The 13198-nt window shown below is 63.4% G+C and carries 13 protein-coding genes; all 13 read left to right on the plus strand.

Annotated features, from left to right (window positions below):
* Nucleotides 1–316 precede the first annotated feature (316 nt).
* Nucleotides 317–1207, plus strand: coding sequence for a VOC family protein (locus F8N96_RS02190; RefSeq protein WP_150796369.1), 891 nt, complete (start codon nucleotides 317–319; stop codon nucleotides 1205–1207).
* Nucleotides 1208–1220: 13 nt separating this feature from the next.
* A complete protein-coding gene (locus tag F8N96_RS02195; protein ID WP_150796856.1) occupies nucleotides 1221–2096 on the plus strand; it encodes a CoA transferase subunit A in 876 nt (291 codons plus the stop codon).
* 12 nt (nucleotides 2097–2108) lie between these two features.
* Nucleotides 2109–2906, plus strand: coding sequence for a CoA-transferase subunit beta (locus tag F8N96_RS02200; RefSeq protein WP_150796370.1), 798 nt, complete (start codon nucleotides 2109–2111; stop codon nucleotides 2904–2906).
* Nucleotides 2907–2923: 17 nt separating this feature from the next.
* Nucleotides 2924–3832, plus strand: a complete 909-nt coding sequence (locus F8N96_RS02205; RefSeq protein WP_150796371.1) for an enoyl-CoA hydratase — start codon at nucleotides 2924–2926, stop codon at nucleotides 3830–3832.
* Entirely contained in the window at nucleotides 3829–4941 is a 1113-nt protein-coding gene (locus tag F8N96_RS02210; protein ID WP_150796372.1) for an NAD(P)H-dependent flavin oxidoreductase, read from the plus strand. Before F8N96_RS02205 ends, F8N96_RS02210 begins: the two co-directional genes overlap by 4 nt.
* Nucleotides 4938–5690, plus strand: a complete 753-nt coding sequence (locus tag F8N96_RS02215) for an enoyl-CoA hydratase family protein (protein ID WP_150764622.1) — start codon at nucleotides 4938–4940, stop codon at nucleotides 5688–5690. Before F8N96_RS02210 ends, F8N96_RS02215 begins: the two co-directional genes overlap by 4 nt.
* 9 nt (nucleotides 5691–5699) lie before the next feature.
* Complete coding sequence (locus F8N96_RS02220; protein ID WP_150796373.1) at nucleotides 5700–6863, plus strand: acyl-CoA dehydrogenase family protein; 1164 nt, start codon at nucleotides 5700–5702, stop codon at nucleotides 6861–6863.
* Between the two features lie 10 nt (nucleotides 6864–6873).
* A complete protein-coding gene (locus F8N96_RS02225) occupies nucleotides 6874–7932 on the plus strand; it encodes an acyl-CoA dehydrogenase family protein (protein WP_150796374.1) in 1059 nt (352 codons plus the stop codon).
* Nucleotides 7933–7935: 3 nt separating this feature from the next.
* Nucleotides 7936–9087 (plus strand): acetyl-CoA C-acetyltransferase, encoded by a 1152-nt coding sequence (locus F8N96_RS02230; RefSeq protein ID WP_150796375.1) that lies wholly within the window; start codon nucleotides 7936–7938, stop codon nucleotides 9085–9087.
* Between the two features lie 62 nt (nucleotides 9088–9149).
* Complete coding sequence (locus F8N96_RS02235; RefSeq protein WP_150796376.1) at nucleotides 9150–10028, plus strand: SDR family oxidoreductase; 879 nt, start codon at nucleotides 9150–9152, stop codon at nucleotides 10026–10028.
* A gap of 598 nt (nucleotides 10029–10626) precedes the next feature.
* On the plus strand, nucleotides 10627–11412 hold the full coding sequence (locus tag F8N96_RS02250; RefSeq protein ID WP_150796377.1) for an SDR family oxidoreductase: 786 nt from the start codon (nucleotides 10627–10629) through the stop codon (nucleotides 11410–11412).
* A 10-nt stretch (nucleotides 11413–11422) separates the two neighbouring features.
* Nucleotides 11423–11893 (plus strand): MaoC family dehydratase, encoded by a 471-nt coding sequence (locus F8N96_RS02255; RefSeq protein WP_150796378.1) that lies wholly within the window; start codon nucleotides 11423–11425, stop codon nucleotides 11891–11893.
* 7 nt (nucleotides 11894–11900) lie between these two features.
* Nucleotides 11901–13109, plus strand: a complete 1209-nt coding sequence (locus tag F8N96_RS02260; RefSeq protein ID WP_150796379.1) for an acetyl-CoA C-acyltransferase — start codon at nucleotides 11901–11903, stop codon at nucleotides 13107–13109.
* Nucleotides 13110–13198 lie beyond the last annotated feature (89 nt).

Here is a 13198-nt window from a genome sequence, read left to right on the forward strand (position 1 = left end):
TCTGCAAAGCGGATGGATGCGCGAAGTCTGGAGTTTGAAGCCGGTGTTCGAATCACTAAAACGGACTAGGGAGATCGCCTCATCGTTCTTCGCCGGCAAGCCTGGCTCCCGGGGGAGTGGGCGCAACACAAAACCAGTGTGGGAGCGAGCCTGCTCGCGAATGCGAACGGTCAGTCGACGCCGATGTTGAATGTGATGCCGCCTTCGCGAGCAGGCTCGCTCCCACAAGTGCTTAGTCTCAACGGACGATGAAGGGGCGGGCGGCGCTTTGCACAATGCTCGCCACGAAGCCCATCCAGCCAACGAGGACCCAGGCATGATCGACATTCGCGGTTTGAGCTATTTCGTCTCGCAAATCGAAAACCTCAGCCATTGGCAGCGTTACGCCGAAGACGTGCTGGGCATGCAAGTGCACCCGGCGCCGGGCGGTGGCTTGTACGTGAAAATGGACGAACGCCCGTTTCGCATGCTGATCGTCGAAGGCAGCGAGGCGCGCTACCTGGCCTCCGGCTGGGAGCTGGCTAACGAGACGGCGTTCAAGGCTGCCCTCGAGCACCTGAGCGCTGCCGGTATCGAATGGCAGCCGGGCACTGCCGCCGAGATCGATCAGCGCGGAGTGCAAGCGCTGGTCAAGGTCACCGACCCGTCGGGCAACTGCCATGAACTGAGCTGGGGTCATCGCTCCGATTGCCAGCCGTTTGTTTCGCCTCAGGGTGTGCCGCGGTTCCTCACCGGCGACATGGGCCTGGGCCACACCGTGCTGCCGGCGCCGAACTTCGATGCCACCCTGGCATTCGCCAAGGACGTGCTGGGCTTCGAGCTGTCGGACATCTTCAACTTCCGTCCCGACCCGTCGGTGCCGCCGATCCGCATTCACTTCCTGCATTGCCAGAACGCTCGTCATCACAGCCTGGCACTGGCCGAGTACCCGGTGCCGTCAGGTTGCGTGCACGTGATGGTCGAGGTGGATTCGATGACTGAGGTGGGGCGTGCCCATGACCGTTTGCTGGCCCATGACGTGAGCCTCTCGGCGACCCTCGGCCAGCACCTCAACGACCGCATGACCAGTTTCTACATGAAAACGCCGTCCGGTTTCGATCTGGAATATGGCTTTGGCGGGCTGCAAGTCGACTGGGCCGAGCATTCGGCGTTCGAGTTCACCCGCGTGAGCATTTGGGGGCACGACTTTTCGGTCGGCCAACGCTAAGGAAATTGTCATGATGAACAAACAACTGACAGCGGCCGATGCGGTCGCTCAATTACGCGATGGCATGACCATCGGTTTCGGCGGCTGGGGCCCGCGGCGCAAGCCGATGGCCATCGTGCGCGAAATCCTGCGATCAAAGGTCAAGGACCTGACCGTAGTCGCCTACGGCGGTCCGGAAGTGGGCATGCTGTGCGCTGCCGGCAAGGTCAAGAAGCTGGTGTTCGGCTTCGCCACCCTCGATGCCATTCCACTGGAACCCTATTACCGCAAGGCCCGTGAGGCCGGTGAACTGGAGCTGATGGAGCTGGACGAAGGCATGTTCCAGTGGGGCCTGCGCGCTGCTGGCATGCGCCTGCCGTTCCTGCCGACCCGTTGTGGCCTGGCCACTGATGTGACGCGCCTGAACCCGGAACTCAAGACCATCCAGTCGCCCTATGCCGATGGCGAGGTACTGGTGGCGATGCCGGCACTCAATCTCGACGTTGCGTTTGTGCATGTCAACGTCGCCGACCGCCTGGGCAACTGCCTGGTGACCGGACCGGACCCGTATTTCGATCACCTGTTCGCCCGTGCCGCCGAGCAGTGCTTTGTCTCGTGCGAGCGCCTGGAAGATCGTCTGGAGCTGAGCGCCGACATGGCTCGTTTCAACACCTTCGAGCGTTACCTGGTGAAAGGCGTGGTGCATGCGCCCCTCGGCGCGCACCCGACGCTTTGCGCCCCCGACTACGGCTGGGACATGAAGCACCTCAAGGGTTATGTCGCCAGCAGCCAGGCGGAAAACGGCTGGCAGGACTATGTGCAGACCTACATCGCCGGTGGCGAGCAGGCCTATCAGGCACAGAACGGCGGTGCCGACTCCATGGGCGCCTTGCCCCTTCCCGTGTTCTGAGGATTAGCGACTATGTCTGCAACCTTTGATTTTACCCTCGCTGAACTGATGATCGTCGCCGCATCCGAAGCCTGGCGCGGCAATGGTGAAGTGATTGCCTCGGGCCTTGGCGTGATCCCGCGCCTGGGCGCCAGCCTGGCCAAACTGACCCATAGCCCTGAACTGTTGATGACCGACAGTGAGGCGTTCCTGGTCGAAGAGCCGATTCCGTTGGGCCCGCGTGGCGACTACGTGCCGCGTTACTCCGGTTACATGTCATTCGAGCGGGTGTTCGAATGCGTGTGGGGTGGACGCCGCCACGCAATGATCGGGCCGACCCAGATCGACCGCTGGGGCCAGACCAACCTGTCTTGCGTCGGCGACTATCAAAAGCCCAGGACCGCGATCCTTGGCGTGCGCGGCTTGCCGGGCAACAGCATCAACCACCTCAACTCGTTCTTCGTACCCAGCCATAACACCCGGGTGTTCGTCAGCGGTGAAGTGGACATGGTCTCCGGTGTCGGCTTCAAGGCCGAGCGCTGGCCCGAAGGTGCGCGCCGCGATTTGATGGACATCCATTGCGTGGTCAGCGACCTGTGCGTCCTCGATTTCAATGGCCCGGAGCGTGCGGTGCAGGTGCGCTCGTTGCACCCCGGCGTGAGTTTCGAACAGGTCCAGAACAACACCGGCTTCCCGTTGCTCAAGTCGGCGCAGTTGCACGAGACCGTGCACCCCACCAGCGAACAGTTGGCCCTGATCCGCCGACTCGACCCCCACGATTACCGCGCCACGGCGATCAAGGGCAACCCGCCCGGCATCCGTACGGCCTGAGGCGAGGAACAGTGAACATGCACAGCAGCGAGAGTGAATTCGTCGTCCGCGAGGACAAAGCCGTCTACGAAACAGACACACCGGTGCTGTACAGCGTGGCCGAGGGGATCGCCACGTTGACGCTGAACCGGCCGACCTTCAATAACGCGCAAAACTCGCAAATGACCTACGCGTTGGACGCCGCCTTTCGCGAGGCGGTGAACGACGACAACGTCAAGGTCATCGTCCTGCGCGGTAACGGCAAACATTTTTCGGCAGGCCACGATATCGGCACGCCTGGACGCGATATCGACAAGCCGTTCGAGCGTGCACACCTGTGGTGGGACCACACCAACAAGCCCGGTGGCGAGCAGCTGTATGCCCGCGAGCAGGAGGTGTACCTGGGCATGTGCCGGCGCTGGCGTGAACTGCCCAAGCCGACCATCGCCATGGTCCAGGGCGCGTGCGTGGCGGGCGGGCTGATGCTGGCTTGGGTCTGCGATTTGATCGTCGCCAGTGATGACGCGTTCTTTCAGGATCCGGTGGTGCGCATGGGCATTCCGGGGGTGGAGTATTTTGCCCATCCCTATGAAATGAACCCGCGTATCGCCAAGGAATTCCTCTTCACCGGTGACCGCATGAGCGCCACCCGAGCCTGGCAAGTGGGCATGGTCAACCGCATGGTGCCCCGCGAAGAGCTGGAGCAGGCGACCTATGCCCTGGCCGCCGGCATCGCCCGTCAGCCGCGCATGGGCCTGGCCCTGACCAAACAGGCGGTCAACCACGTCGAGGACCTGCAAGGCAAGCGCACGGCGATGGATGCGGTGTTCGCCTGGCACCAGTTCGCTCATGCCCATAACGAGCTGTTGTCTGGCGACAAACTGGGCGGCTTCGATGCCAAGGGCATGGCCCGGGCCAACAAGCAGGCAGAGGACAAGAGCCAATGAACCGCTGGCTGGATACGCCACTGACCGAGGCCCTCGGTTGCCGCTACCCGATTGTGCAAACCGCCATGGGTTGGGTTGCCGATGCCAACCTGGTGATCGCCACCACCCAGGCCGGGGGCTTCGGTTTTCTGGCCGGGGCGACCATCGCGGCCGATGAGCTGGAGGGCGAAATCCGCAAGGTGATCGACGCCACCGGTGGCAGCAACTTCGGGCTCAATTTTCATATGTTCCAGGACAACGCCGCGCAGTGCGTCGACCTGGCGATCCAGTACCGCCTGCGCGCCGTGAGCTACGGACGCGGCCCGGACAAAAAGACCATCGCGCGTTTCAAGGCGGCCAAGGTGTTGTGCATTCCCACCGTGGGCGCACTCAAACATGCATTGAAAGCTGTGGAACTGGGCGCCGACCTGATCACCATTCAGGGCGGCGAGGGCGGCGGTCATACCGGTGGTGTCCCCAGTTCCATTCTGTTGCCTCAGGTACTGGCCGCGGTCAAGGTGCCGGTGATCGCCGCCGGCGGTTATGCCACCGGTCGTGGCCTGGCCTCGGTGCTGGCTGCCGGGGGCGCCGGCATCGCCATGGGCACGCGGTTCCTCATGACCCGCGAATCGCCGACACCGGCCGCGACCCTGGAGCGCTACCTGAAGGTCAACGACCCGCAACAGGTGCGCGTGACCACGGCGGTGGATGGCATGCGCCACCGCATGATCGAAAATCGTTTTATCAATCATCTGGAGAAGGCCGGTCCTTTCGGTCGCCTGCGCATTGCCCTGGGAAGTGCCTGGCAGTGGAAGCAGCAGACCGGCATGAGCCTGGGGCACATGGCCTCGGTCTTTATCCGTGCGTTGCGTGAAGACCCCTCGCAGCTGTCGCAAGTGGTGATGGCCGCCAACCAGCCGGTGCTGTTGCAGCGCTCGATGGTCGATGGCGCCCCGGACGAGGGCATCTTGCCCAGCGGCCAGGTGGCGGCGGCCATCGGTGAATTGCTCAGTTGTCGTGAAGTCATTGAAGGCATCGCCAGCGAGGCCCAGCAATGCCTGGACGCACTCCTGATCCGCAGCCAGACCCGCCCTTCGAACCATCCCGCCAGTATTGGAGAACCCCTGTGAACCAGGCATTTACGACACAACTCAATCAGGGGATCGCTGAACTGGTGATCGCCAAACCTCCGGTCAACGCCCTCGACAGCCAGGAGTGGCACGCCCTGGCGCGGCAGATCGAAGCCCTCGGGGCCAATCCCGAGGTGCGGGTGATCGTGATCCGCGCCGAAGGCCGCGGCTTTTGCGCCGGTGTCGACATCAAGGAGCTGGACAAGTACCCAGAACGGATCGTCGAGGTCAACGCCGGTAACTACGCCACGTTCAAGGCCGTGCACCGCAACCCGGTGCCGGTCATTGTCGCGGTCCATGGTTTTGTCCTGGGCGGCGGCATCGGCATCACCGGGGCGGCGGACATCGTCATCGCCTCCGAATGCGCGACCTTCGCCCTGCCGGAAGTCGACCGTGGCGCCATGGGCGGCGGTGCGCATTTGCAACGGCTGTTCCCGGTGCAGAAAGTCCGTTACCTGTTCTTTACCGGCGACAGTATCGGCGCCCCCGAAGCCCTGCAATACGGCTTTATCGAGCGGATCGTCAGTAAGGACCAACTGCGCGAAACCGCTTTGGGCATCGCGGCGAAAATCGCCGAAAAGAGCCCGGGCATGATCCGCATCGCCAAGGAAGCCTTGAACGGCATCGAAGACGGCAACCTGGAAGACAAATACCGCTGGGAGCAGGGCTTCACCATGCAGGCCTACAGCAGCCCGGACTCCGCGGAAACGCGCCGGGCCTTCGTCGAAAAACGCGACGCCAAGTTCTGAGAGAACGCCATGGAACTGACTTATACCCCCAAGCAAAACGCCTTCCGCGCCGAAGTACGCGCCTGGCTGGCGGCCAACCTTCCGCGCGAACCGCTGGCCAGCTACGACACCCGGGAAGGCTTTGAGCAGCACCGCGCCTGGGAAGCGAAGCTGTTCGACAGCCGCTGGTCGATGGTGATGTGGCCCGCCGAACTGGGCGGTCGCGGTTGCGATTTGATCGAGTGGCTGATCTTCGAAGAAGAGTACTACAGTGCCGGGGCGCCGATGCGCGTCAACCAGAACGGCCAGTTGTTGCTGGGGCCGACCCTGATGGAGTTTGGCACCCCGGAACAGAAGCAGCGCTTCCTGCCACGCATGGCCGCCAGTCTCGACATGTGGGCGCAAGGCTGGTCGGAACCGAATGCCGGTTCGGACATGGCAGCGATCACCAGCAAGGCCACGCTCGACGGCGATCATTACGTGATCAACGGCCAGAAAACCTGGTCGACCCGAGCGACCTTCGCCGACTGGCTATTCGGCCTGTTCCGCAGCGAACCGGGCTCCTCGCGCCACCACGGACTGTCGTTCGTGATGGTGCCACTGAATGCGCCGGGCGTGAGTATTCGTCCGATCAAGGCACTCAATGGCAAGGACGCTTTTGCCGAAGTGTTTTTCGACGACGTCCGCGTGCCGGTGGCCAACCGCATCGGTGCCGAAGGGCAGGGCTGGCATGTGGCAATGGCCACTGCCGGTTTTGAACGCGGGTTGCTGCTGCGTTCACCGGCGCGTTTCCAGTACACCGCACGCAAGTTGGTGGAACTGTACAAGGCCAACCGCGACAGCGCCGACCGCGATCCGGGCCTGCGTGACGCGGTGCTGGACACCTGGATGGGTGCCGAGGCCTACGCCCTGTCGGCCTACCACACGGTCGGGCGCCTCAGCCGGGGTGAGCAGATCGGTGCCGAGTCGAGCATCAACAAGATCATCTGGTCGGAGCTCGACCTGAAAATGCACGAAACCGCCATGCGCATTCTGGGCGCCGGCGCCGAGCTGCTGCCGGATACCGATACCGATATCGATGCTGCTGGCTGGCTGGAGGGTTTCCTGTTCGCCCAGGCCGGACCGATCTACGCCGGGACCAACGAAATCCAGCGCAATATCATTGCCGAGCGGATGCTCGGCTTGCCGAAATAAGGAACGGGCCATGGACTTCACCTTTACCGATGACCAGCTGACGTTTCGCGAAGCCATCAGTCGTTTCCTGATGACTGAAGCCGCCCCGGAGATGCTCCGGGAAATCTGGGAAACCGATGTCGGTCGCTCACCGGACTTGCGTCACAAGATCGCCGCTCAGGGCCTGACCGCCTTGTCGGTCCCCGAAGCCGAGGGTGGCCTGGGCATGGACGATGTGGCGTGGGCGCTGATGACCCAGGAGCTGGGGTACTACGCGATTCCCGATTCCCTGGCCGACACCGCGTATGTCGCCACCGGCTTGCTCGCCAGCCTGGTGACCGATCACCCGGCACGCAGCAGCTTGTTGCCACGCATCGCCGAAGGCACATTGCGCCTTGCCATCAGCCACCCCGTCAACTTGCTGGTCAGCGATGCGCAACTGGCAGAAGTGTTGATCCTCATCGATGGCGACGACATTCACGTGGTGCCGCGTTCACAGGTGGATGTGCAGCCCCGGACGAGCATCGATGCATCGCGGCGCCTGGGTCGGGTGACCTGGAACCCGACACCGGCTACCTGTGTGACCAGCGGCGCTGCGGGCCGTGTCTTGCAAGCGCAACTGCTCGACCGTGGCGCCTTGTCGGTGGCCGGGCAATTGCTCGGACTGGCGCAACGCATGCTCGATTTGTCGGTGGACTACGTCGCTCAGCGCAAGCAGTTTGGCAAGCCCATCGGCAGTTTCCAGGCGGTCAAGCATCATTTGGCCGATGTCGCCCGGCAGATCGAACAGGCCAAACCCGTGCTGTACCGCGCCGCCCACGGCCTGGCCCAAGGCGACAGCAACGCCGGCGTCTGGGTTTCCCAGGCCCGCCTGGCCTGCTGCGAGGCAAGCGGGATCGCCGCGCGCAAGGGCATTCAGGTGCACGGCGCAATGGGTTACACCTGGGAAGTCGATCTGCAGATGTTCATGAAACGTGCCTGGGCGCTCGATGCGTCCTGGGGTGATCGGGGCTTTCATAAAACCCGTGTCAGCGACTACCTGTTCGCCGACGGTGCCCGCTTGGGCCCGGGCCATACCTTCGAGGAGTGAGTCATGCCAGAGGCCTATATTGTTGATGCACTGCGCAGCCCCACCGGCAAGCGCAAAGGCGCCTTGAGCGAGGTTCACGCCATTGACCTGGGTGCTCATGTGCTCAAGGCATTGGTGGAACGCAACGCTATCCCGGGCGAAGACTATGACGACGTGATTTTCGGCTGCGTCGACACCATCGGCTCCCAGGCCGGTGATATTGCCCGAACCAGCTGGCTCGCCGCCGGGTTGCCGCTGAATGTGCCCGGCACCACGATCGATCGCCAGTGCGGGTCGTCGCAACAGGCGCTGCATTTCGCGGCGCAGGCGGTGATGAGCGGCACCCAGGATGTGATCGCCGTGGGCGGGGTGCAAACCATGACCCGGATTCCGATTTCCTCGGCCATGCTCGCCGGGCAACCCTTGGGTTTTGCCGATCCGTTTTCCGGTAGCGAAGGCTGGCGCGCACGTTTCGGTAATCAGCCGGTCAACCAGTTCTATGCCGCCCAGCGCATCGCCGATCATTGGGGGATCACGCGTGAGCAGATGGAAGCGTTTGCCCTGCAAAGCCATAGCCGCGCCCTGGCCGCCATCGAGAGCGGGCGTTTCGCCCGGGAAATCGTCGCGTGCAACGGCCTGCGTGCGGATGAAACCCCGCGCCTGACCAGCCTGGCAAAAATGGCCGAGCTGCAGCCGGTGGACCCGCAATTTCCCTCGATCACTGCCGCTGTTTCGAGCCAGACCTGCGACGCTTCATCGGCGTTGCTGGTGGTGTCGGAGGCGGCGCTCAAGCGTTACGACCTGACGCCACGGGCACGCATCCATCACCTCACGGTGCTGGGCGATGATCCGATCTGGCACCTGACCGCGCCAATCGCCGCGACACGCCGGGCCCTGGAAAAAACCGGCCTGCGCATGAGCGATATCGACCGGGTAGAGATCAACGAAGCCTTTGCCTCGGTGGTCATGGCCTGGACCAGGGAACTGGACTACGACCCGGCGCGCACCAACGTCAACGGTGGCGCCATTGCCCTGGGTCACCCGCTCGGCGCCACGGGAGCCCGGCTGATGACCACGCTGTTGAACGAACTGGAATGCAGCGGTGGCCGTTATGGCCTGCAAACCATGTGCGAAGGCGGCGGCCAGGCCAACGTCACGATTATCGAACGCCTCTAGATTTTCCCCATCCGTGCCGCCGTCCGCTGGGCGTGCGGTCACGCAGTCATAAGGAGTCAAGCATGGCTATTTGTTCAGGCCGCACCGTGATCATCACCGGGGCCGGCGGCGGGCTCGGTCGCACCTACGCGCTGGCGTTCGCGGCGGCGGGCGCCAACGTGGTGATCAACGATATTCGCGCCGACGCGGCGCAGGATGTAGCGGGCGAGATCCGCGCCAACGGTGGCCAGGCCATCGCCAACAGTGACGACATCACCACCCTGGCCACCGCCGGGCGCATCGTCGAAGCCGCAGTGGCGGCGTTCGGTGAGGTGCACGTGCTGGTCAACAATGCCGGGGTCTTGCGCGACCGCATGTTCATCAGCCTCAGCGAAGAGGACTGGGACATGGTCATCCGCGTTCACCTCAAGGGCCATTATTGCCTGGCGAACCTGTTGGGGCGGCGTTGGCGCGATCTGGCCAAGGCCGGTACTCCGGTCGACGCACGCATCATCAACACCAGCTCCGGCGCGGGCCTGCAAGGTTCGGTGGGGCAGTCCAACTATTCGGCGGCCAAGGGCGGGATTGCTGCGTTGACCCTGGTGCAGGCGGCTGAGCTGGCACGCTACGGCATCACCGCCAACGCGTTGGCCCCGGCGGCGCGTACCTCGATGACTGAAAGCGCCATGCCCGATGTGGTCAAGAAGCCTGAGGACGGCAGTTTCGACGCCTGGGCGCCGGAAAACGTCGCGCCGTTGGTGGTGTGGTTGGGCAGCACCGAATCAGCCCACGTCAGCGGCCAGATTTTCGAGAGCCAGGGTGGCCGTATTTCCCTTGGTGACGGCTGGCGCACCGGGGTCACCCGCGACAAAGGCGCGTTGTGGCGTGTCGAGGAAATCGGCGCCGCCGTCGATGCGATCCTTGCCCAAGCCCCCGCTGCGCAGCGGGTCTGGGGCAGCTGAGAGGCCTGCCCTGTAGGAGCCAGGCTTGCCGGCGAACAGGGCGCTGCGGTGTATCTATCAAACCGCGTTATCGTTCTTCGCGGGCAAGCCTCGCTCCTACAGGCGAACCAGGCGCTGCGGTGTACCTGTTGCACCGCGTTATCGTTCTTCGCCTGTAGGAGCCAGGCTTGCCGGCGAACCAGACGCTGCGGTGTATCTATCAAACCGCGTTATCGTTCTTCGCCTGTAGGAGCCAGGCTTGCCGGCGAACCGGATGCTGCGGTGTATCTATCAAACCGCGTTATCGTTCTTCGCGGGCAAGCCTCGCTCCTACAGGCGAACCGGCCACCGCGGTGTATCTGTTGTACCGCGTTATCGTTCTTCGCGGGCAAGCCTCGCTCCTACAGGCGAACCGGGCGCTGCGGTTTATCTGTTGCACCGCGTTATCGTTCTTCGCGGGCAAGCCTCGCTCCTACAGGCGAACCAGGCGCCGCGGTGTATCTGTTGCACCGTGCGCGGGCATAAGCGTTCTGACGCCGCCATACCCCATATTGACGATGCACCCGCGTAGCACCCTCCGTACAACTACAGCGTATTGATTTCTTCGGAGGTAAACGCTGTGAAACAAGCTCCCCCTTATGTCCCGGGCCATCAATTACTGGCTGGAAAATCCGTGCTGATTACCGCCGCCGCAGGTGCCGGTATCGGTTACTCGGCCGCCCGGCGCAGCGCCGAGGAGGGCTGTCGGGCACTGATGATTTCCGACGTGCACCCGCGCCGCCTCGAAGAAGCCGTGGAGCGTCTCAAGGCCGAAACCGGCCTGCAGGCCATTTACAGCCAGCTGTGCAATGTCACGGTCGAAGCCGAAGTCCAGGCCTTGGTGGCGAGCGCGGAAGAGCTGCTGGGCGGTGTCGATGTGTTGATCAACAACGCCGGCCTCGGTGGCCAGAAACTCGTGGTCGAGATGAGCGACGAAGAATGGCTGCGAGTGCTGGATGTGACCCTGACCGGCACGTTCCGCATGACCCGCGCGATGCTGCCACACATGCAGCGCCGTGGCGCCGGCGCCATCGTCAACAATGCTTCGGTCCTGGGTTGGCGCGCACAGAAGGAACAGGCCCATTACGCCGCGGCCAAGGCCGGGGTGATGGCCCTGACCCGTTGCAGTGCGCTGGAAGCTGCCGAGTTCGGCGTGCGCATCAACGCGGTTTCACCGTCGATCGCCCTGCATGATTTTCTCAAGAAGGCCTCCAGTGAAGAGCTGCTCGCCAGCCTCGCCGGGCGCGAGGCATTCGGCCGTGCCGCCGAAGTCTGGGAAGTCGCCAACGTGATGATGTTCCTGGCCAGCGACTACGCCTCCTACATGGTTGGCGAAGTATTGTCCGTCAGTTCCCAACAAGCCTGAGGAGTGGGCCATGAGTCATGTTTTCAGCAGTGCCCAGGCGTTGCTCGAGGCCGAGGGCCTGGACCTGGGTTGCACCGAGTGGCTGACCATCAGCCAGCAGCGCATCGATCTGTTTGCCAAAGCCACGGGTGATCACCAGTGGATTCATGTCGACCCGGCGCGCGCCGCCAGCGGGCCGTTTGGCGCCTGTATCGCCCACGGCTACCTGACCCAGTCGCTCGTCAATCTGTTCCTGCCGCAATTGCTCACCCTCGACAACATGGCGATGGGGGTCAATTACGGCAGCGACCGCGTGCGCTTCCCGGCGCCGGTCAAGGTGGGATCGCGAGTGCGCGGCAGCGCCAGCATCGTGCGCGCCGAGCAGCTGGCGGACGCCGTGCAACTGGTGGTGCGCGTGACCGTGGAAGTCGAGGGCCAGGCGCGGCCCGGCTGTGTGATCGACACCATCAGCCGTTATACCTTCAACCCTATTACCGAGTGAGCCTGTCATGGACCTGAATGAAGTTGTCATCGTTGCCACTGCGCGGACCGCGCTCGCCAAGTCGTTTCGCGGCTCGTTCAACGATACCGAAGCCCCGGTACTGGGCGGACATGTGGTGCGTGCGGTGGTCGAGCGCGCCGGCATCGAACCGGGTGAAGTAGAAGATGTGATCATGGGCGCGGCGGTGCAGCAGGGCACCCAGGCCTACAACATCGGCCGCCTCTGCGCTTATACCGGCGGCTTGCCGGACACCGTGCCGGGCATGGCCCTGGACCGCATGTGCGCCTCGGGCCTGATGAGCATCGGCGTCGCCGCCAAGGGCATCATGACCGGCGAAATGACCATCGCCATTGGCGGTGGCGTGGAGTCGCTGTCACTGACCCAGACCAAGCACAAGAACAGCTATCGCGCCCAGTCCGAGGCCGTGCTGCAAGTCATGCCCAGTGCCTATATCCCGATGCTGGAAACCGCCGAAATTGTCTCGCGCCGTTATGGCATCAGCCGCGCGGCCCAGGACGAGTATTCCCTGCAGAGCCAACTGCGCACCGCCGCCGCCCAACGTGACGGCTTGTTCGACGATGAAATCGTCGGTTTGAGCGTCGATAAGTTGTGCTTCGATGCAGCTGGCCAACCCAGCGGCCATCAGCGTGTATTGGTCGAGCGTGACGAATGCAATCGACCGAACACGCGCCTGGAAGACCTGGCTTCGTTGAAACCGGTATGGAAGGACGGTAAATGGATCGAGCAGGGTGAATTCATTACCGCCGGCAACGCGTCGCAGTTCTCCGATGGCGCCGCGGCCAGCCTGCTGATGAGCCGCGCCGAAGCCAAGCGTCGGGGGCTGACTCCGTTGGGCATCTACCGAGGCATTGCCGTGGGCGGCTGCGCACCGGAGGAAATGGGCATTGGCCCGGTGGTGGCCGTGCCGAAATTGCTCAAGCGCTTTGGCCTGAGCGTGTCGGATATCGGCCTGTGGGAAATCAACGAAGCCTTTGCCTGCCAGGTCCTGCATTGCCGCGATGCACTGCAAATCCCGGCGGAACGTCTGAACGTCAACGGCGGCGCGATTGCCATCGGCCACCCGTTCGGCATGTCCGGGGCACGCATGGTCGGTCACGCACTGCTGGAGGGTCGCCGTCGCGGCGCCCGTTATGTGGTGATCGCCATGTGCATTGGCGGCGGCATGGGTGCGGCCGGTTTGTTCGAACTGCCATAGGGCTGACCGGGGTGCGTTGAGCGTCTATAACACCCATTACGATCAATTGATGCGGGCCATGCAGTCCGGGCCCGCTGCTGGGGAGTGGT

Origin of the sequence: Pseudomonas fluorescens, from assembly GCF_902497855.1 — a bacterium.
In the GTDB taxonomy this organism is placed as follows: Bacteria; Pseudomonadota; Gammaproteobacteria; order Pseudomonadales; family Pseudomonadaceae; genus Aquipseudomonas; species Aquipseudomonas fluorescens_BI.

Excerpts from the sequence above, each read along its gene's own strand:
- F8N96_RS02190 (WP_150796369.1), top strand. The coding sequence starts at position 317 with ATGATCGACATTCGCGGTTTGAGCTATTTCGTCTCGCAAATCGAAAAC.
- F8N96_RS02195 (WP_150796856.1), top strand. The coding sequence starts at position 1,221 with ATGAACAAACAACTGACAGCGGCCGATGCGGTCGCTCAATTACGCGAT.
- F8N96_RS02200 (WP_150796370.1), top strand. The coding sequence starts at position 2,109 with ATGTCTGCAACCTTTGATTTTACCCTCGCTGAACTGATGATCGTCGCC.
- F8N96_RS02205 (WP_150796371.1), top strand. The coding sequence starts at position 2,924 with ATGCACAGCAGCGAGAGTGAATTCGTCGTCCGCGAGGACAAAGCCGTC.
- F8N96_RS02210 (WP_150796372.1), top strand. The coding sequence starts at position 3,829 with ATGAACCGCTGGCTGGATACGCCACTGACCGAGGCCCTCGGTTGCCGC.
- F8N96_RS02220 (WP_150796373.1), top strand. The coding sequence starts at position 5,700 with ATGGAACTGACTTATACCCCCAAGCAAAACGCCTTCCGCGCCGAAGTA.
- F8N96_RS02225 (WP_150796374.1), top strand. The coding sequence starts at position 6,874 with ATGGACTTCACCTTTACCGATGACCAGCTGACGTTTCGCGAAGCCATC.
- F8N96_RS02230 (WP_150796375.1), top strand. The coding sequence starts at position 7,936 with ATGCCAGAGGCCTATATTGTTGATGCACTGCGCAGCCCCACCGGCAAG.
- F8N96_RS02235 (WP_150796376.1), top strand. The coding sequence starts at position 9,150 with ATGGCTATTTGTTCAGGCCGCACCGTGATCATCACCGGGGCCGGCGGC.
- F8N96_RS02255 (WP_150796378.1), top strand. The coding sequence starts at position 11,423 with ATGAGTCATGTTTTCAGCAGTGCCCAGGCGTTGCTCGAGGCCGAGGGC.
- F8N96_RS02260 (WP_150796379.1), top strand. The coding sequence starts at position 11,901 with ATGGACCTGAATGAAGTTGTCATCGTTGCCACTGCGCGGACCGCGCTC.